Raw genomic sequence first — 24,022 nt, forward strand, 5'->3', positions numbered from 1 at the left:
GGCCGCCATGAACCCGGACACCCCCAGCAACAAGGTGGCCCTCGTCACGGGCGCCGCCAGCGGCATCGGCCAGGCGCTGGCCCTGGCCTATGCGCAGGCAGGCATTGCCGTGGCCGGCAGCTACTACCCCCGGGATCCGCACGATCCCGGCCAGACCCTGGAACTCGTCGAACGCGCAGGCGGGCGGTGCGTCATGGAGGCGGTCGATGTGGGCGATGCCGCACAGGTCGAGCACCTGGCCCGGGTCGCCGTGGACCGCTTCGGCCGGCTGGACTTCGCCGTCGCCAATGCGGGTTTGCTGCGCCAGGCGGCCCTGGTCGAGATGAGCGATGCGCAGTGGCTGGAGGTCATCAACATCGACCTGGGCGGCGTGATGCGCACCTTCCGGGCCAGTGCGCGCCACATGGCTGCAGGCGGGGCCATGGTGGCCGTCTCCTCCATTGCAGGCGGCGTCTACGGCTGGGAGCAGCATGCCCACTATGCGGCCGCCAAGGCAGGCGTGCCCGGGCTGTGCCGCGCCGTGGCCATGGAGCTGGCACCGCGCGGCATACGCTGCAATGCCGTGATTCCGGGCCTGATCGAGACGCCGCAATCGCTGGACCCGGTCAACTCGCTGGGGCCGGAGGGCCTGGCGCAGGCGGCCAGGGGCATCCCGCTGGGACGCGTGGGGCAGGCCCGCGAAATCGCCGCCCTGATCCGCTTCCTGACCAGCGACGAGGCCTCCTACATCACCGGCCAATCCATCATTGCCGACGGCGGCCTGACCGTGCGCTGGCCCAGTTGAGGACATCCGACATGAACACCTCCAAGCCCCTGGACGGCCGCCGCGCCGTCGTGACAGGCGCCGGCAGCGGCATCGGCGAGGCCATCGCCCTGGCCTATGCGCAGGCCGGCGCGCAGCTGTTGCTGGCCGACATCGATGCCGCCCGCGCCGACAGCGTGGCACAGCGCTGCCGCGCGCTGGGCGCGCAGGCCGAAACCGTGATCGGCGACGTGGGCGACGAGTCCACGGCCCACCGCATCATCGACCGCTGCGTGCAGGCCTTCGGCGGCATCGACATCCTGGTGAACAACGCCGGCATGCTCACCCAGTCGCGCTGCGCCGACATGTCCACCGCGATGTGGGACGAGATGCTGCGCGTGGACCTGCGCAGCGTCTTCCTGTGCGCGCGGCGCGCGGTGCCGCACATGCAGGCCCAGCGCTGGGGCCGCATCATCAACATCGCCTCGCAACTGGGCATCAAGGGCGGCGTGGAGCTGAGCCACTATGCGGCGGCCAAGGCCGGCGTGATCGGCTTCACCAAGTCGCTGGCGCTGGAAGTGGCACCCGACAATGTCCTGGTCAACGCCATTGCCCCCGGCCCCATCGCCACGCCGCTGGTCGATGGCATCAGCGCGGACTGGAAGCGCGCCAAGGAGGCCAGCCTGCCGCTGGGCCGCTTCGGCCGCGCCGACGAGGTGGCGCCCACGGCGGTGCTGCTGGCCTCCGATCCCGGTGGCAATCTGTATGTGGGACAGACGCTGGGGCCCAACTCCGGCGATGTCATGCCGTGAAAAGAAGCACCCCCTGAGTCGCTTCGCGCCTTCCCCCTCTCTTCGGAGGGGGGCGTACGGGCAGCCGGCGACACCCTCTGTGCGGGGCGGCGCGGCCGGCATAGGCCCTTCCTCGGTGTCTCTGCTCTTTGGCTGCGCCAGTTTCGCAGGCGGCTCCATTCGCAACCGAAAGGGTTTCTGTCATGTGTGGAATGTGCGGTTTGCTGCAGGCCTCCGGCCACTGGAGCCAGGCGCCGGCCGGATCGGCCGGGCGACGCCAGCGGCTGATTCAGATTGCGCGCGCCAACCGGCTGCTGGCGCTGTGGCGGCTGCGGCTCAGCGACTTCCATGGCCAGTCCTATGTGCTGGCCGGCCCCACGGGGGCCAGCGTGCTGATTGCCGATTTCGGCGCGCTGTGGCCCGCCGCCGAGCAGATGCTGGGCCGAGCCCTGGATCCGCTGGCCATGCCGTGGCAGCCGGCGCAGGCACAAGTGCGGTCACAAGGGCGTGCACCAGCGCAGGAACACAGGGAGCAGGCGCCATGAGCGGCCTGACGGACCGCCACGGCGAGCGGCTGCCCGTGGGCGTGCTCACGGGCTTTCTGGGCAGCGGCAAGACCACGCTGCTCAGGCAGTGGCTGCAGGACTCGCCCGCGGGCGAGACTGCGGTGCTCATCAACGAATTCGGCGCCGTGGGGCTGGACCATCTGCTGGTGGGCCGTATAGACGCCGACACGGTGCTGCTGGACAACGGCTGCGTCTGCTGCGCCATACGCGGCGAACTCAAGGACGCTTTGTGGCGCCTGCACCAGCGCCGCCTGCGCGGCGAGCTGCCGCCTTTTCAAAGGGTGCTGATGGAGACCACGGGGCTGGCCGCGCCCGGCCCCGTGATCGCCACCCTGATCGGCGATGCGCAGCTGCGCCAGATCTTCAGGCCGGCCTTCATCTCCACCGTGGTCGATGCGCTGCATGCCCCGTGGCAACAGTCCCAGCGCCCCGAATGGCTGGCCCAGGTCGCGGCGGCCGACCGGCTGTACCTGAGCAAGACCGACCTGGCCACGCCACAGCAGGCCGAGGCACAGCGCGCGCAACTGGCGCAGATCAATCCCCTGGCCAGCATCGTCACCTGCGGTCCTGGCGCAGCGGTACCGCCTGCCTGGCAGATGCAGGAATCCCATGCTCTGCAAACCGATTGGCTGGCACGCGCCATTGTCGGCACGCCGCGCGGCCGCGCGGGCCAGGGCCAGGGCCAGGGCCAGCGCCAGGGCCAGGGTCTGCACGCAGGCGCCCAGGCGTTCTGCCTGGAACTCGACAGCCCGGTGGACTGGTGCGTGCTCACCCTGTGGCTGACCATGCTGCTGCACCGCCATGGCGACCGGCTGCTGCGCCTGAAGGGACTGGTGGCCGTGGCCGCGGATGGCTGGCCGCAGGGGCAGCCCACGGCGCTGCACGGCATGGGCCATCTCATGCACGCCCCCGAGCACTTGCCCGAGTGGCCGGGCGAGGACAGGCGCTCTCGCCTGGTCTTCATCACGGCCGGGCTCGATGAGCAGCAGATCAGGGCCTCCTGGCAATCGTTCCAATCGTTCTACCGCCTCCACTCGCAGGACAATGGCAGCCAGACCCCGGCAAGTCCCTCACCCCACACTGCGTGAACCTCCACGGCAAGGACCGCAACATGCGCAAGAACGATCCCGAACTGCGTGTCCTCGGCACCTCGGTGACGCTGACCGAAGCCCTGCGCCAGCGTGCGCAGCAGGACCTGGGCATACGCATCCATTTCGAGGTGCTGGACGGCTTCGACGCCCAGCGCCAGGCCGTGATGCGCCAGGACAGCTTCGACCTGTACGACCAGTGGTTCCACAGCGTGGATTTCCTGTGGCCCACCGGCACCCTGCAGCCCATCGACACGGCACGCCTGACCTGTTGGGACGAGGTCAACGCCCTGCCCCGCACCGGCCGCATCACGCCGCAGGCGGCCTTTGGCGCGGGCTGCAATCCTGTCACGCGCCTGTATGTGCAGGCCGATGGCAGCGTCAGCGATGTGCCCAGCGCGCATATTTCCATGCTGCCGCTCACGCACAACGTCGACAGCTTTGTCTACCTGCCCGCCGCCCTGCCCGCGCTGTTCGACCAGGCCGAGGAAAGCTGGTCCTGGCTGGTCTCCCCCGCCTGCCGAGGGCGCGCTGCGCTGCAGGCCGATGCCGCCATCGGCGCGCTGGACGCGGCCCTTGCCCTGCAGGCCAGCGGCGACATGCGTTTCGGCGACATCAGCAACCTGGGGCTGGAGGAAATCGACCGGATGATGGCCGTGCTGCTGCAGCGGCAGGAGTCCGAGCAGTTCAGGGGCTTCTGGGGCAACTACGCCGATGCGGCACGGCTGATGATCGATGCAGGCGTTGCCATCCAGAGCCACTGGTCGCCGGCCATGGGCCACTACCGCGCGGCGGGGCTGGACTACCGGCTGGCCTGTCCGCGCGAAGGCTACCGCGCCTGGTACGGCGGCCTGGGCATCTCCAGCCAGGCCAGGGGCGACACGCTGGACGCCGCCTACCGCTACCTGAACTGGTGGCAATCCGGCTGGCCCGGTGCCGCGATGGCGCGGCAGGGCTACTACATCTCCAACCCGCTGCGCACGCGCGAGCACCTGAGCGCCAGCGAATGGGACTACTGGTACGCCGGCCTGCCCGCCGCCGAAGACCTGCAGGGCACCGACGGCCAGCTCGTGGTCCCGCGCGGCAGCGTGCGCGACGGCGGCTCCTACGAGCAGCGCCTGGGCCGCATCGCCGTCTGGAACACCGTCATGGACGAGCACAACTACCTGGTGCGCCAGTGGGCCACGCTGCTGCGCCGTGCGCGCGCCTTATAGTCCTGCCCGATGACGGCCCCCGCTGGCGGCGGCACACGCACACGCACACGCACACGCACACGCACACGCAGATGAAGCAGGAATGAGAAGAGCCATACAAGCATCCACGCAGACTGCGCGGGACGAAGAGACCGGCGAGAGCGGCGAATCTGGCGATTCCGAGCGCCGGCTGCGCTATGAACTGATACGCCAGCGCCTGCGCCAGGCCATCGTCGAGCAGCGGGTGGCGCCCGGCCTGGTGCTGCTGGAGGGGCCGGTGGCCAAGGTCTTCGGCACCAGCCGCATTCCCGTGCGCAAGGCCTTCGAGCTGCTGCATGCCGAAGGGCTGCTGAGCACCTTCGACGGACGCGGCTACCTGGTCGCCCGGCCCGGGCAGGCCGTGCAGCCCCAGCGCCTGACGCTGGACGCGCAGGCCCTGGGCCTGGAGGCGGGCCAGGCCACGATCCACATTCCATCGGAGAGCGAGCGCATCCACGACGAGCTGGAGCAGTCCATCTCCATCGCCATGATCTTCGGGCGCTTTCAGATCGATGAGAGCGCCGCCATGGACCACTTCAACGTCAACCGCGTGGCCCTGCGCGAGGTGCTGAGCCGGCTGGTAGATAGAGGGCTGGTGGAGAAAAGCACCTACGCCGCCTGGCGTGTGGCCGCGCTGACGGCACGCGCGGTGAATCAGGACTTCGAGCTGCTCGCCTTGCTGGCGCCCGCAGCGCTGCGCGAAAGCGGGCCGCGCCTGGACAGGGACATGCTCGCCAGTCTGCGCCACGGCCTGCAAGGCGCGACGGCGCCAGGTGTTCTGGACACGCAGGAACCATTGCGCCTGGAACAGCGCCTGGAACAACGAGTCGAGCAGCACCTGCATGGCGACTTCCTGGCCCGGCACCCCAACGACAAGCTGGTGGGCATGCTGCAGCAGTGCCAGATGCCCTGGCTGATCCACAGCACCTTCTGCCGCATGTTTCCGCAATCGCCCAACCCGCCGCTGACCGAGAACTGCCGGCAGATCGTCGATGCCTTGTGGGAGGGGGAGTATGAGCGGGCCGCACAGGCGCTGCAGGACTATCTGGCCCAGGCGCGCAAGCGCGCCCAACTGCAGCTCAAGGTGCTGGCCGTGCTGCCTGAGACGCAGCTGCCCGCCTACCTGGTGCGGCAGGCCTGATCTTGTGATTGCTGCAGTCGGCTGCCGCTGGCCGGCGCGGCTGGTTGCATGTGGAACCGCTGGTTTGCCTGCCGTTCACCGGGCGTTTACGCAAGCACGGCATATTGGGCGCCCAAAGGACCGCACCGATGAACGCCCTGCGCATCAGCACCACCGTCTTCACCGAAGCCAGATTCTGGAGCCTGGTGGTTTTCTCGGTCGTTCTTCCCTGCGCCATCTACGCGGCCCTGCTGGCCAAGCGCAGCATCTCGCGCACCACGGTGCTGCTGTTCGGGCTGGCCCTGGTGGCCATGGCGGGGGTGGATGTCTACCTGCTGCAAAGCCTGGCATCGGCGGCCCGGCAGACGCCGTCGCTGTCGGACAACGCCATCTTCGTCTCGGAGCTGTCCACGGCGCTGTACCTGCTGCCGGCCATGATTGGCGGGATCGGCGTGAACATGACCTCGCATGTGCTGATACAACATCTGTTCGATGCGGAGCGGCGGTTCGACAGCAACCGCAAGAACGAGACCACCTGAGCCGGCCGGGCCCCGCCTGGCGCTATCGGACGCTATCGGGAGCAACCGGACTCGGCCCGGTTCAGCCCATCACGTCTTCGGAAAAGAGCTGCCAGCGCCCGCCCGTCTTGCGCCAGTACTGGCGCAGCGGCAGGCCTTCGGCGAAGGCCTTGCTGCTGGCGCGCAGGTTGACCACGCGGATCTCTCCCTTGGCATCTTTCCAGGAATAGATGGACAGGTCCTGCAGCGTCACGCCGGGGCGGTTCAGGTAGGCAGCCAGCCGTTCCTGCGATGCGCGCGAGGCGGGCGACTGCAGCAGGTCCGGCGCGTAGAGCGCGGCCAGCTTGCGCGGGTCGGCCCCGTCCCAGGCGCTCTTCCATTCCTCGACGACACGCACAAAGGCATCTGCCGCCTTCTGCTGGGCCTGGGCCTTGGGGGCCACCCACTGCAGCTTCTCGCGGATCAGCACCGGCGTCTGCCGGTCCACGGTCTGCATGAGCAAGGTGAGGTCGGGGTTGGCCAGCACCAGGCAGCCATCGCTGGCCTCGGGCGCGCGCGAGAACTGGTCGGGCGGCGAGCCATGCAGCCAGATGCCGCTGCCCGATCGGCCCACGGCCTTGTCCCAGTCGTTGGGGAAGTTGACCGTGAGCGCACCCTTGCCATAGAACTCCGGCAGCCGGGGTCCGGGGATGTGGCGGCCCACGAAGTAGATGCCCAGCGGCGTGCGCTGGTCGCCTTCCTGCCATTTGTCCGTGCCCAGCTTGCCCACGGAGACATAGAAATCCCCCACCAGCCGCAGCCCGCCCGCCTCATGGGCGAACAGGTACAGCCGTGACTTGCTGGCGTCGATGGCAATCGCATGCCGCACCGACGCGCCCAGCATCAGGAACTCGCCGGGAACGGAGCCCGCGGGCGGCGCGCCGCTGTCGGCCTGCAGGCGGCGCTTGAGTTCGTTTTGCAGATCCTGCAGCTGGGCCTGCGTGGGACTGGCCGGGCCTTCCAGCCGCGCGACACTGCCCACGGACAGGTTGTGCCGCACCAGCACGCCCTGGCCCGGATGGCCGGGGGCGGAGGAGGCGGCGACGGGCGTGCCCGCCAGCACCTCGCCGGCACGGCCGGTCTTGAAGCGCAGCAGGTCGGCATACACCAGCTGGGCTGCGCGGAAATTGGGAACCTCGGCGGTGAGATCGCCGGCGGCCTTCAGCGCGCCGTCCAGATCCCGCTGCTCCACCTGGCGGATGATGGCCAGCAGGCGGGCCTCCGCCTGGCTTTGCTGTGCGGGGGCGGCGGCCTTGGCATGCGTGGCTGCCACGGCAGCGGCACCGCCCGCCGTGGCCACCGCAGCGGCGGCCAGGGCGGGCTTGCCCGATGCCGCGCGCAGCCTGGCTGCGCCCGCCTTGCCGGAGGCAGGCTTGGAGGAGACAGGCTTGGCAGCTGCCGTTTTGGAGGCCTTGGCCTTGGCCTGCCTGGCATGGGCTGCCGGGCTGAAGGACACCGCGGACAGCGCGACCAGCAGCACGGCCACCCCGGCGGCCCGCGCATGCAGGCGCAGCAGGCCGGTGGGTGGCAGTGCCAGGGGACGCGCTTTTTCAGGCATCAGGAGCCGGTTCCTTCATGGGTGATGCGCCATTGTCCCTTTTCGCGCTGCATGCGCAGGGTCTTGCGGGTAGTGGTCTTGAGCGCGCCCGATGCGTAGTACTGGCGGAACTGGGCCGTGGCCTTGTCGCCATCCACGGTCACCTTCAGGTCGCGCACATTGACGACGATGGCGGTGCGGCCAACGATGCGCTGGCGGCGCTGTTCCTTCCACTTGGCCAGGCTGCTGCCATCGGCCGGGGAGAAGTGGTCGCTGTAGGCGTCCAGGTAGCGGTCCATGTCCTGGCCGGCCCATGCGGTGGACCAGGCCTTGACGGCGGCTTCCACTTCCTGCGCGGCAGCCGACTGTGCGGCCTTCTTCTCATCGACGGCAGGCGCTGCCTTGGCAGGCTCGGCGGCGGCCACGGCGGCCACGGCGGTGGCGGCGGCTGCGGTGGCCGGAGCAGCGGCCTTGGCCGCTGCCTGCCTGGCTTCCTCGGCCGCGCGGGCCTTGTCCTGTGCGGCCTGCGCTGCCTGAGCTGTCTTTTCCTGGGCCAGCTTGGCCTCTGCCGCCTTGGCTTCCGCCGCCTTGGCCTGGGCCAGCTTGGCTTCTGCAGCCTTGGCCTCGGCAGCCTTGGCTTCTGCAGCCTTCGCTTCCGCCGCCTTGGCCTGGGCGGCCTTGGCATCGGCGGCCTTCACTTCAGCGGCCTTGAATTCGGCAGCCTTGGCCTCTGCGGCCTTGGCTTCGGCGGCGCGGGTCTCGGCCAGCTTGGCGTCGGCTTCGCGGGCCTGGGCTGCCTTGGCATCGGCCACCTTGGTCGAGGCGGCCGTCGCTGTGGCCGTGGCCTGGGCCGTCTTGACCTGGGCGCCGCCCTGCTTGGGGAAGATCTGCGTGATCAGGGCCAGCTTGGGCTGGATGGCCTGGCGCGATCCGTCCAGCTGCAAGGCCTTGGCATAGGCATCGCTGGCCATGCGCGCATACAGGTCGCCCAGGTTCTCATGCGCCGTGGCGTAGCTGGGGTTGGTGCGAATGGCCTGCTCCAGCACTTCCGAGGCCTTGCGCTCCTGGCCCTCGGCTGCGTAGAGCACGGCCAGGTTGTTGTAGGGCTCGGGCAGGCTGGGGTAATCACGGGTCAGCGCCGTGAAGATCTTGATGGCCTGGGCGTTCTGGCGCTGCTCCGCCGCGATCACGCCCTGCAGAAAGCGCATCTGCACATCGGCCGGGTTCTGCTTGAGGTAGGCCTCGGCCTGCTTGGCGGCCTGGGGCGCCTTGCCCTGCTCCAGCAGCCGGGAGACCTCGTCCACCGCCTCCTGCGACGCATGGGCAAACGCCCCGCACAAAGCGGCCCCCAGGCTGAAGGCGGCAATGGCCACAGGTCGGGCTATCCGCAAATAGGTACGACCCGGCACTCGCGACGGAACTCTGGACGAAATCAGCATATGGGCGCTCTCTACGCAATGAAAGTTGGAAGACGGGCCTGTTCGCTTTTGGGCTTCTTGCACACGCCGATATGCGCCTGCAGCCAAAAGCCAGCGATTTTATAGGCGAAAGCCACCTTGCCCCGCTGCATGGGTCCTTGAGACAAGGGCCATGAAACACGGCGCAAAGCCTGCTCCGAGGTAACGGAGCGGACCGGGCGGCGTTACGTAACGTGTGCCGTAACAGACCGTTGCTGAGACATTGTGATCAATAGCAAAAACCATACAAATCAATATCTTAGGAAGATTCCTAGGCCATCCAGACCTGCCACCGGCACATGGCATGCATGTTGCACAAAAGGGCTCGACAGATTTCACGGCTTCCAAGCCACCGTCTGACCTTGTCGTTTCAACCCTTGTCTGGAGAGAGCAAATGACCGCCCAATCGATGCAGCCCACTGGCAACACCACCGTCAGCCCCGTGCAGTTTGCTGACCAGCAGCCCTCCACCGTTGTGCTTGCACAGCTGGGCACATCGAACACGCAGCCCGGCGCGGCTGCGGTGCTCATGCCCCGGGGCGCCGGTCCCGCCACGATGTCCCAGGTCAGCCCGGGCGTGCAGATAGTGCGCAACGGAGAAACCCTGATGGCCCAGCCCGGCAGCGCGCTGCAGGTGGGCGACAAGATCATCGTGCCCGCCGACGGCAGCGCCAAGGCGCTGTTCCAGGGCAAGGACGGCCAGACCCTGGTCGGCACCTTCGAGGGCGGCACGCAGGCCACGCTGACCCAGCGCGACGGCGACGGCGCCGGGGCCATGGTGCTGGACCTGGCCTCTGGCAACGTCCAGGTGGCACCCGCCAATGACGGCGACGCCCTGGGCCTGATCGTCACCAAGGAAAGCGCCGCAGCCGCAGCCGGTGGCTCCGTGCTCAGCGACTTCCTGCTGGCCGGCCTGATCGGCGCGGGCGGCGTGGGCCTGATCGCAGCAGCCAACAGCAGCGACGACGATCCGGCGCCCCCGCTCCCGACCGACCCCACCAACCCGACGAATCCGACGGATCCCACGAATCCGACCAACCCCACGAACCCGACAAACCCCACCAATCCGACCGACCCCACGAATCCGACCAATCCCACGAACCCGACAAATCCGACCAATCCTACGAATCCGACCAATCCCACGGATCCTACGAACCCGACCAACCCCACCAATCCAACAAACCCAACGAACCCGACCAATCCGACCAATCCGACCAACCCCACGGATCCCACGAATCCGACCAACCCCACGAACCCGACAAACCCGACAAACCCCACCAATCCGACCAATCCCACGGAGCCCACCAACCCGACCAACCCGACGAATCCGACCAACCCCACGGATCCCACGAACCCAACCAACCCTACGAACCCCACCAATCCGACCAACCCTACGGATCCCACGAACCCGACCAATCCCACGAACCCCACCAATCCGACCAACCCCACGGATCCCACGAACCCGACCAATCCCACGAACCCCACCAATCCGACCAACCCCACGGATCCTACGAACCCGACCAATCCCACGAACCCCACCAATCCGACCAACCCCACGGATCCTACGAACCCGACCAACCCCACCAATCCCACGGATCCGACGAACCCGACCAACCCGACCAATCCCACGGACCCCACCAATCCGACGGATCCCACGGACGGTCATGGCCTGATCACCTCGGTGCAGGACGTGGTGGGTGCACTGGCAGGCGGCACGGTGGCCGGCCCGGTGGGCAACCTGATCGATACGCTGGTCAATCCCGGCAACGGCACGCTGTCCGGGGTGACAGGCCTGCTGGAGAGCCTGACCAGCACCAATGGCGGGCCGCTGGGCGTGCTGACCGAGCTGGTGGACGGCCTGGTCAATATCCAGAATCAGGGCCTGGAGCCCCTTATCAGCACGCTCAATGAGCTGCTCAAGGGCCTGGACGAAGCGGGTTCCGGCGGCTCCATCGGTACGGTAGTGGACAACGTGCTCGGCGGCCTGCTCGACGAAGACGGTGCGCTGGGCAGCCTGCTGGCCGGCGTGGGCGGACTGCTGGGCGGCCTGGTGGGCGGCGGAACGGGCAATCCTCCCGGCACGCCGGACAGCGGCGTGGTCACCTCCGTGCAGGACGTCGTGGACGGCCTGCTGGGCGGCACCGTGGCGGCCCCCGTGGGCCAGTTGCTCGATGCGCTGACCAATCCCACGGACGGACTGCTGTCCACCGTGACCGGCGCGCTGGAGAACCTGACCAATGTCGAGGGCGGCCCGCTGGGTGTGCTCACCGAGCTGGTCAACGGCCTGACCCAGGTGGACGGCGAAGGCCTGGCCCCGGTGATCGGCACGCTCAACGAGCTGATTGCAGGTCTGGGCAACGGCCTGGGCGAAGATGGGCTGGGCGGACTGGTCGGCAGCCTGCTGGGCGGCCTGGTGCCCGGTGGCGGCACGGGTGGCGGCACGGGCGAAGGCCTGGTCACCACGGTGCAGGATGTGGTGGACGGCCTGCTCGGCGGCACCGTCGCAGCCCCTGTGGGCCAGCTGCTGGACGCGCTGGCCAATCCCACCGATGGCACGGCCTCGGTCGTCACCGGCCTGCTGGAAGGCCTGACCAGCGTGGACGGCGGCCCCCTGGGCGTGCTGACCGAACTGGTCAATGGCCTGACCCAGGTCGATGGCCAGGCACTGCAGCCGGTGATCGGCACCCTCAACGGCCTGATTGCCGGCCTGGGCAGCGGACTGGGCGAGGGCGGCATCGGCGAGCTGGTGGACGGCCTGCTGGGCGGCCTGATCCCCGGCGGCACGGGCGGTGGTAGCGGCGACGGCCTGGTCACCACGGTCCAGGACGTGGTGGACGGCCTGCTCGGCGGCACCGTCGCAGCCCCTGTGGGCCAACTGCTGGATGCGCTGGCCAATCCCACCGATGGAACGGCCTCGGTCGTGACCGGCCTGCTGGAAGGCCTGACCAGCGTGGACGGCGGCCCCCTGGGCGTGCTGACCGAACTGGTCAACGGCCTGACCCAGGTGGACGGCCAGGCCCTGCAGCCGGTGATCGGCACCCTCAACGGCCTGATTGCCGGCCTGGGCAGCGGCCTGGGTGAAGGCGGCATTGGCGAGCTGGTCAGCGGTCTGCTGGGTGGCGATGGCGGCCTGCTGGGGGGCGTGCTTGGCGGCGACGGTGGCTTGCTGGGCGGCGTGCTTGGCGATGATGGCCTGGTTGGCGGCCTGCTGGGTGGCGACGGTGGCCTGCTGGGTGGCGTGCTTGGCGATGACGGCCTGGTTGGCGGTCTGCTGGGCGGCGACGGCGGCCTGCTGGGTGGCGTGCTTGGCGATGAAGGCCTCGTCGGCGGCCTGCTGGGCGGCGATGGTGGCCTGCTGGGTGGCGTGCTTGGCGAAGACGGCCTGGTCGGCGGCCTGCTGGGCGGCCTGGTTCCGGGCGGCGGCACAGGCAGCGGCGACGGCCTTGTCACCACGGTGCAAAACACCGTTGGCGACCTGCTCGGCGGCACGGCCGGCGCCCCTGTGGGCCAGGTACTGGATGCGCTGATCGACCCCGGCACCGGCGCACTGTCCGTGGTCACGGGTCTGGTGGAAGGCGTGACCCAGGTCAACGGTGGTCCGCTGGGTGTGGTGACGGACCTGGCCAACGGCCTGACGCAGGTCCCGGGCCAGGCACTGCAGCCGGTGATCGGCACCGTCAATGGCGTGCTGGCCGGCCTGACCGGCGGCGATGGCCTGCTGGGTGGTGTGGTCGGCGGCGACGGCGGCTTGCTGGGCGGCGTGCTTGGCGACAACGGCCTGGTCGGCGGTCTGCTGGGTGGCGTCCTTGGCGATGATGGCCTCGTCGGCGGTCTGCTGGGTGGCGACGGTGGCCTGCTGGGCGGTGTCCTTGGCGGCGATGGAGGCTTGCTGGGTGGCGTGCTTGGCGATGATGGCCTGGTCGGCGGTCTGCTGGGTGGCGACGGTGGCCTGCTGGGCGGCGTCCTTGGCGGCGATGGCGGCCTGCTGGGTGGCGTGCTTGGCGAAGACGGCCTGGTCGGCGGCCTGCTGGGCGGACTGGTTCCGGGCGGCGGAACAGGCAGCGGCGACGGCCTTGTCACCACGGTGCAAAACACCGTTGGCGACCTGCTCGGCGGCACGGCCGGCGCCCCTGTGGGCCAGGTACTGGATGCGCTGATCGACCCCGGCACCGGCGCACTGTCCGTGGTCACGGGCCTGGTGGAAGGCGTGACCCAGGTCAACGGTGGTCCGCTGGGTGTGGTGACGGACCTGGCCAACGGTCTGACGCAGGTCCCGGGCCAGGCACTGCAGCCGGTGATCGGCACCGTCAACGGCGTGCTGGCCGGCCTGACCGGCGGCGATGGCCTGCTGGGTGGTGTGGTCGGCGGCGACGGCGGCTTGCTGGGTGGCGTGCTCGGCGATGACGGCCTGGTCGGCGGTCTGCTGGGTGGCGACGGCGGCCTGCTGGGTGGCCTCACGGGCGGACTGACGGGCGGCTCCGGCCTGGTCGGCGGCCTGCTCGATACGGTAGTGGGCGACAACGGCATCGTTGGCGGACTGCTGGGCGGCGACGGCGGCCTGCTGGGCGGCCTCACTGGCGGTCTGACGGGCGGTCTGACGGGTGGCTCCGGCCTGGTCGGCGGCCTGCTCGACACGGTGGTGGGCGACAACGGCATCGTTGGCGGACTGCTGGGCGGTGACGGCGGCCTGCTGGGTGGCCTCACGGGCGGATCGGGCCTGGTCGGTGGCCTGCTGAACACCGTGACGGGCGACAACGGCGTCGTCGGCGGGGTGCTCAACACCGTGGCCGGTGACAACGGCATCGTCAGCGGCGTTCTGGACACGGTGGCAGGCAACAACGGCATCGTCAGCGGCGTGCTCGACACCGTGGCCGGTGGCAGCGGCATCGTCAGCGGCGTGGTCAATACCGTGGCGGGCGACAACGGTGTCGTCAGCGGGCTGGTGAACACCGTGGCCGGCGACAACGGAATCGTCAGCGGGCTGGTGAACACCGTGGCCGGCGACAACGGAATCGTCAGCGGCGTGGTCAATACCGTGGCGGGCGACAACGGTGTCGTCAGCGGGCTGGTGAACACCGTGGCCGGCGACAACGGAATCGTCAGCGGCGTGGTCAACACGGTGGCCGGCAACAACGGCATCGTCAGCGGCCTGCTGGGTGGCGGCAGCAGCGGCGGCGGCCTGCTGGGCGGGCTGCTGGGGGGATCGTCCGGCGGCGGGCTGCTCGGTGGCCTGCTGGGTGGCACATCGCACGCGGCAGCGGCCTCGGTCGCCGAGCTGGATCCGATTGCCACCTCCATCAGCAGCCATGCCAGCAGCACGGCCGATGCAGCAGCCAGCGTGCTGACGCAGCAACTGCACCACAACACCCTGCTCTGAGCGGCCGCGGCGCCTGCGGGCGCCGCATCCATCCCCTGCGCCGCCGCCCCACGGTGGCGGCGCACGTCCCAGGAGATCCTCCATGTCACACACTTTCAGGCTGTGCACCATCGTGCTGCTGGCCGCAGGGCTGGCCGCCTGCGGATCCACCGCCACCACCAGCACGCAGCGTTCCGAGCACCACTACGCCTTCGGCAAGGCCCCGGCACCAGCGCCGGCAAGCTCCGGCGTCGCGCCCGTGGTGGCCACCACGCAGGCCGACCAGCGCGGGCCCGCCAACGTCGCCCACATCGTCTACTTCGACTTCGACGCCTACACCATCCGCAACAGCGACCGGGCCATCGTGGAAAGCCATGCGCAGTGGCTGCGCAGCAATCCCGGCCGCTCGGTGATGCTGCGCGGCCATACCGACAGGCGCGGCGGCATCGAATACAACCTGGCGCTCGGCCAAAAGCGTGCCGACGCGGTGCGCAACAGCCTGCAGCTGCTGGGCGTGAACCCGGCCCGCGTGGAGTCCGTCAGCTACGGCAAGGAGCGGCTGGCCGACGAAGGCACGAGCGAAGAAGCCCACCAGCGCAACCGGCGCGTGGAATTCGACTACCGCTGAGCCGCCGCGCTCCGCATCCGCCTGCCGCCGGGCCGCCATGAAGGAACAGATCCGCACGCGGTCGGTGCACCGCGGCCCGGCGTCCCGTCCCCACGGGAAGAGCAGCCTCCCAATGACCCTGACCGAGGCCGAGAGCATGTTGTCGCAGCAATTGGCAAATGGCCTGGAGTACCTGGCACGGCACATGGTGCTGCTGCCCGAACCCTACCCCGGCTGCATTCTTTTCTTCACGGTGTCGGCCGAGAACAAGGTTGCCTCCGTCTTCCACGTGCGCGCCACCACGCTGGAGGCTGCCTGGCGCGAGGGTGCGACACGCGTGCGCCAATGGGCCTGGGCCCGCAAGCGTGACGAGGTCGATCTGCGCATCGACTGGGCGCAGGACATCACGCCCCTGAAGGCGGACAGTCCGCTGCCGGACTGCAGCGCCTGGACCCAGGCGCCCATGCGCTCCCTGGCCCTGGCTGATGCCAGCCTGGAGCGTGCGCAGCTGCTGCAGCCCCTGCTGCCAGATCCGCACCCGCTGGGCAGTGAAACAGGCAGCGCCCAACGGCCCCTGCACCCGCCCTGCCTGCTGCTGCACCTGCGCGGCATCTATATCAGCGGGGAGCAGCCCGCCCTGGCCGTGCCGCGCACCGACCCGCCCGAGCAGCGCCTTTGGCCCCACCTCGTACCCGTGCACGCTGCGCTGCAGCAACTTTTGGCGCAGCAGGGCAAGGACGGAAGCTGGCCCGGTTGCGGGGATGTCTGCGACCACCTGGGCGTGACCTACGCCCTGCTGCAGGCCCAGCGCCATGCGGGCAGCGCCGCGCTGGCGCAGGCCATTGCGCTGGCCGTGGACCATGTGGAGCAACGGCTGCAGCCACTGCCCGGCGACTGCCTGCCCAGCGCGCTGGCCATGCTGGTGCTGGCCCGCCACCTGCGCAACAGCTTTGTCCTGGGGCCGGGAGCCGACAGCCAGGCCCGCGCCCGCATTCCGGCGCTGATGGACCCGCTGGCGGAAAGCCTGCTGTCCATGGCTGCCGCTTCGGCCAGCACCACCAAGGCTGCCGCCGCTGCCGCCAATGCCGCTGAAGCCGGCACACCCCGCTCCGGCCAGCCCATGCTGACCTGGGCCGAGCTGGCCATGCATGTCTATGCAAGCTCGCGCCCCCCCACCAGCGACAGCCCCACGCTGCGCGCGGCGCGCAGCGCCCTGCCCGACACGGCGGCCCTGCCTGCCGCCTTCCTGCAGGCCGCGCTGCCGCAGCTGCTGGGCATGGGGGACGGCAATGGCGACGATGGCGACGATGGCGAAAGTGTCGAGAAGGCAGGCGCCCTTTGTGCACGCTGGATAGGCATTGCCCTGGTCGAGAGCCTGCAGCTCGACGCAGGCCTGGAGCCGCAGCCCACCGACCTGCTGCGCCAATGGCAGATCAGCCTGCAGCGCCATCTGCAAGGCATGGCCCAGCGCGCCATCTGGCCTGAGCAGGCGCTGTACCTGCCGCCCGCCCGGCGCCGCCATGCAGCCTTTACCGATGGCAGCCTGCGCCAGGTGCTGCAGTCCCCGCGCGAAATCGCCTGGCTGCTGGCATCCAGCCTGGCAGGCCTGGAACTGCTGGACGCCCTGACCCAGGCACTGCGCGCGGCCACCAGCCATGCCGCGGCCGAATCCGGGGAAGACGCGCTGCCTGCGCAGGCAGGCCACGGCCTGAGCGCGGGTGACAGCCCTGCCAAAGCTTCCCCGCCCTCGCCATCACTCTCCCTCGCGTCGCGGGCCGATGAGACTGCGGGCCAACCGGCTTTCCCGCCCCCCGCCGGCTCCATGTACCCGCCCATGTCCTGGGACAGAGCTTCCCTGGCCGAACTGATGAACGGGCGCTGGCTGGATGCAACGACGGAGCCCGGTACAGATCCCAGCACAGATAGCGGCACCGGCTGCGCGGGATTGGACGCCAGCCGCCTGCACCACCAGCCCGGCGCCGCCGTGCTGGTGCGGCGTGCGGGCATGGCGCTGGGCGTGCAGGCTGCGGCCCTGCCCACGCTGCGCGCCTCGGCGCTGATCAGCAGCAGCCCGCAGGGCCTGCTGGACCACGGCGTGCCGGTGCTGCATGTGCCTGATATGGAAGAGGGCCTGCGCAATCTGGCGCAGGCGGCCCGCCGCCGCATCCAGTCGCCCGTGGTCGCCGTCAGCGGCTGCGTGGGCAAGACCTCCACCCTGGGCATGATGCGCCAGTGCCTGCAGGACGGGGGAGACGCGCGTGGCGATGCCCTGCTGTCCCAGGGCACGGCGCTGCAGATGATCAATTGGAGCGAGGCCTCGCCCTGCGCCCTGCTGGAGCTGCCATTGCAGGCACTGCGTGGCGACCTGCCGCTGATTGACCCAGATATTCTGGTTATTACTAATCTTTCAATAAATAACACCCCCCATTCAGGGGAGTCCGAGCCCTCCGGACAGGCCGGTCTGTCCGGTGAAAGAAAATACGAAGCATTGCAGGAAGTGCTTGAGGCCATGCAGCTCATGCACAAAGGCAGTGCGCTGGTCACCGATCAGGACATAGGTGAAAACCCCAGTGTTATTGAGCATGCCAAACGCATGGGACTGCGCCTGATCACGTTTGGCCCCCATTGCAATGCACAGGTCCGTGAAATGGGGTTTCACAATGGAAATCTGCAAATAGGCATGGGCAGCCTGCGCCTGGGCATTTCCCTGCAATCCGACGGCCACCACATGGCACTCAATGCGCAGGCGGCCCTGGCGGCCCTGCATGCATTGGGCTATGCGCCCGCACAGGTGCAGGCCTCCCTGGCCCATTGGCAGCCCATGATCGGAGCCGGGCAGCCGCAGCTCCTGCCCAGTGGAATCTGCCTGCTGGACCACAGCCTGAGCAACCACTTACTGTCCATGACGGCTGCATTTTCCCAGCTGCAGTCGGTCGCTCCCCATGTGAGCAGAAGGCTGATCGTGCTGGCGGGCATACAGCCCGGCCAGGCCAGCATCGACGCTGCGCAGCTGGCCCTGGAGCCGCTGGTGCGGGATGCCCAGGCCCGGCGCGTGCTGCTGTACGGGGAGCCGCTCAGGCCGCTGGCGGCAGCCTTGGGCGATCTTTTGCACGTCAATTGGTATGACGATCTGAATCAGCTGATTTGCTCGCTGCTGAGAACAACCCATAAAGGCGATACGGTTTTGTTGGCCGGCCGCGCCACGACCAATCTTGCCCTGGCGGCCGATGCCATACGGGATAGTTTCAGTGGGCACGGGGGCCATTTAATAGCGTCTATTCAGGCTCCGTGCTTTGATCCACATCAAAAACAAATGAACATGCATTCTTGATTGAATAAAACTTATAGAGGGCTGTATATAACTCGCTACAGTGTTTGTGAAACGAGTACCTTTACATTTTGTAAAGATGCTTACTAAGCCCATCAGAACATGATCCGATACCTTCTTCCCCGTCAGTTGGCCAAGGCCACGGCGATGCCGTCGGGAACGGAGACGGTGGGGGCTTTTGCATCTGCCATCGCCGAGTCCTTCGACCGGGCTGCGCACCAGCTGCGCCGGGCTGGCTGGCTGTCGCTGCCCATCAGTCTGCTGGGCCTGCTGCCGTCCATCTTCCTGCTGCAGGTCTACAACCGCGTCATTGCGCGTGGCGGCACCGCCACCCTCACGGCCATGGTGGCGGGCGTGCTGTTCTTCCTGGGCGTGGAATGGTGGCTGCGGCGCAGGCGCGCCCGCGCCCTGCGCGAAGCCGGCGCCATGATCGACCGCGACGTGTCCCAGGCGCTGATGCACTCCATGCTGCGCCACCCGCTGGCCGCGCTGGAGCAGCGCTCCTCCAGCCAGTGGCTGCAGCTGTTCCGCGACGTGAGCGCCATGCGCTCGGGCATGTCCGGGGGCCTGGCGACCTCGCTGCTGGACCTGCCCATGGCCCTGCTGGCCCTGGTGGTCATCGGCATCATTGCCTGGCCCGTGCTGCCGGTGATTCTGGTGGCCATGCTCATCATGGGCGTGCTGGCTTGGTGGTGGGCCGACGAGGTGCGCAGCGGCCGCGTGGAGGAAATCGCCCAGGCCCGCATGCTGGACCGGGGCACGGCCGAGATCTGCAATGCCCGCGCCACGCTCAAGGTGCTGGGCTACGACGCCGCCGCACGCCAGAACTGGCAAAGCGGCTATGACCGCTGGCTGGCCGAGAGCTTTGGCAAGAACGGCGAGATGGAGAACGCACGCGAGGCCAGCACCGTGCTGCTGACGCTGTTCTCCATTGCCGTGATCACCGTGGGCGCCATTGCCATCAATGCGCAGTGGATGAGCATCGGCAGCCTGATGGCCGTGAACCTGCTGTCGGGCAAGGCGCTGGGCCCCATCTCGCAACTGGCCAGCAACTGGCGCTCGCTGGCCCATGCCAACGAGGCCGCACGCCGCCTGCAGGCCGTGCTGGAGGAACCCGTCGAGGCCATGACCGACACCGTGGACCTGCCCCGCCCCCAGGGCCGGCTGCGCCTGGACCAGGCAAGCTTCCACTACCCGGGCGGCCATGTGGCGCTGGAGCAGGCATCGCTGGAGATCGGCCCCGGCGGGCTGCACGCCATCGTGGGGCGCAACGGCGCCGGCAAGTCCACCCTGGCCAAGCTGCTGGCCGGCCTCTACCAGCCCACGCAGGGGCGCATCTTCATCGATGAATACGACATGGCCCAGTTCCCGCGCGCCGAACTGGGCCGCTGGATAGGCTGCCTGGCCCAGCAGGTGTACTGGTTCAGCGGCCCCATCGTGGACGGGCTGCGCATGGTCAACCCCGATGCCGACGACCACAAGATCGTCACCGCCTGCCAGATCTCGGGCGCGCACGGCTTCATCAGCCGCCTGCCCCAGGGCTACCAGACCGTGCTGGGCGAAGGCGGCGCGGGCCTGTCGGCCGGCGAGCTGCGCAAGCTGGCCCTGGCCCAGCTGTTCCTGCGCAACCCCTCGGTGCTGATCCTGGACGAGCCCAGCAACGACCTGGACTTCGAGAGCGAAACCGCGCTGCTGCAGACGCTGCGGCAGATTGCGCTCAAGCACACGGTCATCGTCGTCACGCACTCGCTGCGCGTGGCCTCCATGGCCCAGCATCTCTACCATGTGCGCGGCGACGGCGGCATCGAGCATGGCTCGCCCCAGCTGCTGCTGCCCCAGCTGTTCGGCACGGCGCGCGAGCCTGCGGCTCCCGCGGCTCCCGCAGCACCCACAGCACCCGCTGCGTCCACAGCCCCCGCAACGCCGGCCGACCCGGCCCCGCATGCCGACCACCCCGCCGTGGCGCAGGAGCTTGCCTCATGAGGGCCGGGCGCTACGACGACCTCCCCCTGGTGCTGCGCCAGTCGAGCGAAGCGCAGGCGGCCGTGCACGGCCAGCCGCCTGCGGACGCGTCCGGCACAACGCCCCCCACCCCTGGCCGCACCGCCCTGGCGCGGGGCAAATGGCTGCTCGTCATTCCCGTTGCCGCCCTGGTGGTCACCGGCCTGTTCTATCCGGTGGAGAACGTGGTGGTCGCCAGCGGCCAGGTCATCCCTTCCGACCGCGTGCAGACCGTGCAGCATCTGGAAGGCGGCATCGTCACCGCCGTCCATGTGCGCGAAGGCCAGGCCGTGACCCAGGGCCAGCCGCTGCTGGAAATCGACCTGGGCAGCAACAGCCTCAACCTCGAACAGCTCACCGCCCGCATGGCCACGGCCCAGGCCGTCAAGGCGCGTCTGGGCGCGGAAAGCCAGGGCCGGCCGCTGCAGCGCACCGCCTTCCCCGCCGACCTGGACGCGCAGGTGGTCCAGGCCGAACTGGGCGCCTTCTCGGCGCGCGCGCTGGAGCACCAGGGCAGCCTTGCCGCAGCCCAGGCCCAGCTGCAGCAGGCGCGCGGCGACGTGGCCCAGGTGCAGGCGCGCATCGAGGGGCTGGAGACCAATCTGCGCCTGCACCAGCAGGAAGCCTCCATTGCCGGCCAGCTCGCCTCCGAGCAGCTGATAGGCCAGCTGGAAGTGCTGGACAAGCAGCGGGCGCTGGAGCAGGTGCGGGCCGAGCTGGCCGCCTCGCGCCAGACGCTTTTCAGCAACCGCGCCAAGATCGAGCAGGCCCAGGCCAAGCTGCAGGAGACCCAGGGCGCCTTCCGCCGCCGCGCCTCCGACGAGCTGGCCCAGACCGAACGCGAGCTGGCCAGCCTCAACGAAGACCTGGTCCGCGCCCGCACCCAGCGCACGCGCACGGCCGTGCTGGCGCCCACCAGCGGCTTCGTCAAGGGCCTGCGCAGCTCGGGCGCCGGTTGGGTGGTCAAGCCCGGCGAGCCCATCCTCGAAATCGTTCCGGACAAGGACGAAGTCATCGTCGAGGCGCGCCTGAGCCCCGCCGACCGTGGCTATGTGCACCCCGGCCAGGCCACCCGGGTGAAGATCTCGGCCTACGACTTCCTGCGCTACGGCTCGGTGCCCGGCCAGGTCACCCTGGTGGCGGCCGATGCCGACCGCGATCCCAACCTGGCCGACTCGCCCTCGTACTTCCGCATCCAGGCCAGCCTGGAGCAGCCCTGGGTGGGCCGCACCGACAACCGCATCACCACCGGCATGCAGGCCGAACTCGACCTGCTGCTGGGCCACGAACCCTTTATCTGGTATTTGCTGCGGCCCGTGCTGCGCATCCAGAGCGAAGCCTTCCGGGAGCCCTGATGCCAGGCCGCCCGACCTCCCCTTCCATGGGCTGGCACGCCCGCTGCCACACCCGGCTGCGCCAGCTGCTGGCCGCTGCCTGCTGCCTGTCCGCACTGCAGGCGCTGCAGGCCGCTGCCGCGCCCGTGGCTGCGGCGGACAGGGATCTTGATACGGACATCGGCATGGTTGCAGCAGCCGCGCCCGCATCCGCAACACCGGACCCCGTGATCCTGCGCCTGGCCCAGCACCTCACGCCCGGCACCCTGGCCAGCGACGGCGGGCAGCGCCGCCTGCTCGATGCGCTCTACGCCCTGATCGACGAATACCCCGACGTGCGCAAGGCGCGCGCCGCGCTGGAATCGGCCGGGCATGACGTGAACACCGCGCGCGGCGCGCGCTGGCCCACCTTCAAGGTGGGTACCAACACGGGCGATGCCAAGCTTCGCCGGGGCCGCGAGTCCTACACCGCCGTCAACGCCGAAGTGCGCATGGCCCTGCTGGACGGCGGCGCCATCGGCGCGGGCATACGCTCGGCCGAATCGCAGGAGGCGGCCCAGGGCAGCGTGCTCTACGGCACGCGCCAGAACGTGCTGCTGGAGGCGCTGACCGCCCTGCTGGAGTTGCACCGCTTCGAGGACAAGGCCCGCGTGGCGGCCGAGTCGGCGCGCATCATCGGCCAGCTCGCGCGCATCGAGGAGCGCCGCGCCGAACTGGGCGCCGTGGGCCGCAACGACCTGCGCCAGGCCGCCTCGCGCCAGGCCGGCGCCCTTGCCCAGCAGCACGCGCTGGAGTCGCAGCGCATGGATGCGCAGGCCCGCTTCACGCGCTACTTCGGCTTCACGCCCCAGCCCGGCTGGCTGCCCCAGCTCAACGTGCCCGTGCAATGGATGCCGGCCAACGAGGACTCGGCCCTGCAGGCCTCCGAAACCGTCAGCCCCGAGCTGCAGGAGATGGAGCAGCAGATCGAGAAGGCCCGCGCCGAAGTGGACCGCAGCAAGTCCCAGCGCTTTCCCACGCTGGCCGCCGTGGTGGCCCACACGCGCGACCCCAGCGGCGTGCTCTATGCCGAGGGCACGCGCTACGGCGTGGAGCTGAGCTGGAACTTCGGCAACGGCTTCGAGCTGCGCGACCGCATCCTCAAGGCCATCAACGAACTGCAGGCCCAGGAAGCGCAGCAGGAAACCGTGCGCCGCCAGGTGCGCGAAACCGCCTCCGCCGCCTGGGGACGCACCCAGTCCGGCCGCCAGCGCGAAAGCCAGCTGGCCGACGCCGTGCGCGAGGCGCGCGCCGCCTTCGAGGGGCGCCGCCGCCTGCTCGAAGTCGGGCGCGGCAGCCTGGCCCAGGTGCTGGACGCCCAGCTGGACATGCAGCGCCTGCTGCTGGACGAGGCCGACGCCATCTACGACCAGCGCATCAACGAACTGCGCCTGGCACGCACCACCGGCCGCCTGCTGCCCCAGGACCCGCCCGACCATTGGCTGAACGCGCTGTTCACCCCGCAAAAACCGATTCCGGCAGGCGGTGGTGCGCCAGGCACTGCCCCCATGGACGAGCCCGGGAACGCACCCGGCCCTGCGCCCGACATCCAACCCGGCCCTGCGCCCTCGCGCATCCGCCCCGAACCCCAGGACGCTGCCGTGGCCACCCTGTCCGCCAGCGCCATGCCCCAACGAATACAGCTGCGCCTTGAGCAGCAGTTGCGCCCCGTTTCAGACGCTTTTCCAACCACCGCCTCGCGACAGCAGTGGTGAAGTGAGAAGCGGCAGGTGAGGTTTCCCGTGCAGCGGCCGGCTTCTGCCCATCGCCAGCCGCCGCCATCGACAACGATGGGCTTTTGCAACCGAAAGGACGATGCCATGACCGACATCATCAAGAACTTCTGGAAAGACGAAGAAGGCGCCACCGCCATCGAGTACGGCTTGATCGCCGGCCTCATCGCCGTGGGTATCGTGGTGGGCGCCACCGCGCTCGGCACCAATCTGAATGGGCTGTTCACCCGGATCGCCACCAAGCTCACCGGCTTCGTTCCCTGAGCGCCGGCTCCGGCGCGATCTGGCCGGGCTCGGGCGGGGCTTGCCTCCGCCCCCGGCGCCAAGGCATTTTGCAAACCGAAAGGACCATGCCATGACCGAAATGATCAAGAACTTCTGGAAAGACGAGGAAGGCGCCACCGCCATCGAATACGGGCTGATCGCCGGCCTGATTGCCGTGGGCATCGTCGTGGGCGCCACCGCGCTGGGTACCGATCTGAACGGACTGTTCAGCCGGCTTGCCACCAAGCTCAACGGACTTGCCCCCTGAAG

At 69.2% G+C, this 24,022-nt stretch carries 17 protein-coding genes; 15 read left to right on the forward strand and 2 right to left on the reverse strand.

The window, feature by feature from the left end:
* The first annotated feature begins 7 nt into the window (after positions 1–7).
* The 7 genes from DELCS14_RS22715 (at position 8) to DELCS14_RS22745 (ending at position 6,078) form a co-directional block, all read left to right on the forward strand.
* Entirely contained in the window at positions 8–784 is a 777-nt protein-coding gene (locus DELCS14_RS22715; RefSeq protein ID WP_013803735.1) for an SDR family NAD(P)-dependent oxidoreductase, read from the forward strand.
* An 11-nt stretch (positions 785–795) separates the two neighbouring features.
* The gene (locus tag DELCS14_RS22720; protein WP_013803736.1) at positions 796–1,554 is read left to right on the forward strand and encodes an SDR family NAD(P)-dependent oxidoreductase; all 759 of its coding nucleotides are present in this window, start codon (positions 796–798) and stop codon (positions 1,552–1,554) included.
* A 191-nt stretch (positions 1,555–1,745) separates the two neighbouring features.
* Positions 1,746–2,078 (forward strand): hypothetical protein, encoded by a 333-nt coding sequence (locus DELCS14_RS22725; RefSeq protein WP_228676805.1) that lies wholly within the window; start codon positions 1,746–1,748, stop codon positions 2,076–2,078.
* Positions 2,075–3,187, forward strand: coding sequence for a GTP-binding protein (locus DELCS14_RS22730; RefSeq protein ID WP_013803738.1), 1,113 nt, complete (start codon positions 2,075–2,077; stop codon positions 3,185–3,187). Before DELCS14_RS22725 ends, DELCS14_RS22730 begins: the two co-directional genes overlap by 4 nt.
* A 23-nt stretch (positions 3,188–3,210) precedes the next feature.
* Positions 3,211–4,401 carry an extracellular solute-binding protein gene (locus DELCS14_RS22735; protein WP_013803739.1) on the forward strand — a complete coding sequence of 397 codons (1,191 nt, stop codon included), beginning with the start codon at positions 3,211–3,213 and terminating at the stop codon, positions 4,399–4,401.
* 82 nt (positions 4,402–4,483) lie between these two features.
* Entirely contained in the window at positions 4,484–5,560 is a 1,077-nt protein-coding gene (locus DELCS14_RS22740) for a GntR family transcriptional regulator (RefSeq protein WP_013803740.1), read from the forward strand.
* 128 nt (positions 5,561–5,688) lie between these two features.
* Positions 5,689–6,078 carry a hypothetical protein gene (locus DELCS14_RS22745; RefSeq protein WP_013803741.1) on the forward strand — a complete coding sequence of 130 codons (390 nt, stop codon included), beginning with the start codon at positions 5,689–5,691 and terminating at the stop codon, positions 6,076–6,078.
* Positions 6,079–6,139: 61 nt separating this feature from the next.
* On the opposite strand, the gene DELCS14_RS22750 is transcribed toward DELCS14_RS22745, so the two are convergent.
* Both DELCS14_RS22750 and DELCS14_RS22755 read right to left on the reverse strand, forming a co-directional pair.
* Entirely contained in the window at positions 6,140–7,654 is a 1,515-nt protein-coding gene (locus DELCS14_RS22750; protein WP_013803742.1) for a L,D-transpeptidase family protein, read from the reverse strand.
* Positions 7,654–9,006: a tetratricopeptide repeat protein gene (locus tag DELCS14_RS22755; RefSeq protein ID WP_228676806.1), complete on the reverse strand. Its 1,353-nt coding sequence runs from the start codon at positions 9,004–9,006 to the stop codon at positions 7,654–7,656. The genes DELCS14_RS22750 and DELCS14_RS22755 overlap by 1 nt, the downstream gene beginning before the upstream one ends.
* Positions 9,007–9,484: 478 nt before the next feature.
* Here DELCS14_RS22755 and DELCS14_RS22760 point away from each other — a divergent pair, with 478 nt between their 5' ends.
* The 8 genes from DELCS14_RS22760 (at position 9,485) to DELCS14_RS22795 (ending at position 24,020) form a co-directional block, all read left to right on the forward strand.
* Complete coding sequence (locus DELCS14_RS22760) at positions 9,485–14,467, forward strand: hypothetical protein (protein ID WP_013803744.1); 4,983 nt, start codon at positions 9,485–9,487, stop codon at positions 14,465–14,467.
* A gap of 82 nt (positions 14,468–14,549) precedes the next feature.
* Complete coding sequence (locus tag DELCS14_RS22765) at positions 14,550–15,074, forward strand: OmpA family protein (protein WP_012204004.1); 525 nt, start codon at positions 14,550–14,552, stop codon at positions 15,072–15,074.
* A gap of 112 nt (positions 15,075–15,186) precedes the next feature.
* Positions 15,187–18,384 carry a Mur ligase gene (locus DELCS14_RS22770; protein WP_228676807.1) on the forward strand — a complete coding sequence of 1,066 codons (3,198 nt, stop codon included), beginning with the start codon at positions 15,187–15,189 and terminating at the stop codon, positions 18,382–18,384.
* 99 nt (positions 18,385–18,483) lie between these two features.
* Positions 18,484–20,364, forward strand: coding sequence for an ATP-binding cassette domain-containing protein (locus DELCS14_RS22775; RefSeq protein ID WP_013803746.1), 1,881 nt, complete (start codon positions 18,484–18,486; stop codon positions 20,362–20,364).
* A complete protein-coding gene (locus tag DELCS14_RS22780; RefSeq protein ID WP_013803747.1) occupies positions 20,361–21,737 on the forward strand; it encodes an HlyD family type I secretion periplasmic adaptor subunit in 1,377 nt (458 codons plus the stop codon). Before DELCS14_RS22775 ends, DELCS14_RS22780 begins: the two co-directional genes overlap by 4 nt.
* Entirely contained in the window at positions 21,737–23,470 is a 1,734-nt protein-coding gene (locus DELCS14_RS22785; RefSeq protein WP_013803748.1) for a TolC family protein, read from the forward strand. Before DELCS14_RS22780 ends, DELCS14_RS22785 begins: the two co-directional genes overlap by 1 nt.
* Positions 23,471–23,575: 105 nt before the next feature.
* Positions 23,576–23,752 carry a Flp family type IVb pilin gene (locus tag DELCS14_RS22790; RefSeq protein ID WP_013803749.1) on the forward strand — a complete coding sequence of 59 codons (177 nt, stop codon included), beginning with the start codon at positions 23,576–23,578 and terminating at the stop codon, positions 23,750–23,752.
* Positions 23,753–23,843: 91 nt separating this feature from the next.
* Positions 23,844–24,020: a Flp family type IVb pilin gene (locus tag DELCS14_RS22795; protein WP_013803750.1), complete on the forward strand. Its 177-nt coding sequence runs from the start codon at positions 23,844–23,846 to the stop codon at positions 24,018–24,020.
* Positions 24,021–24,022 lie beyond the last annotated feature (2 nt).

The sequence above is a fragment of the Delftia sp. Cs1-4 genome, from assembly GCF_000214395.1.
GTDB classification, from domain to species: domain Bacteria; phylum Pseudomonadota; class Gammaproteobacteria; order Burkholderiales; family Burkholderiaceae_C; genus Comamonas; species Comamonas acidovorans.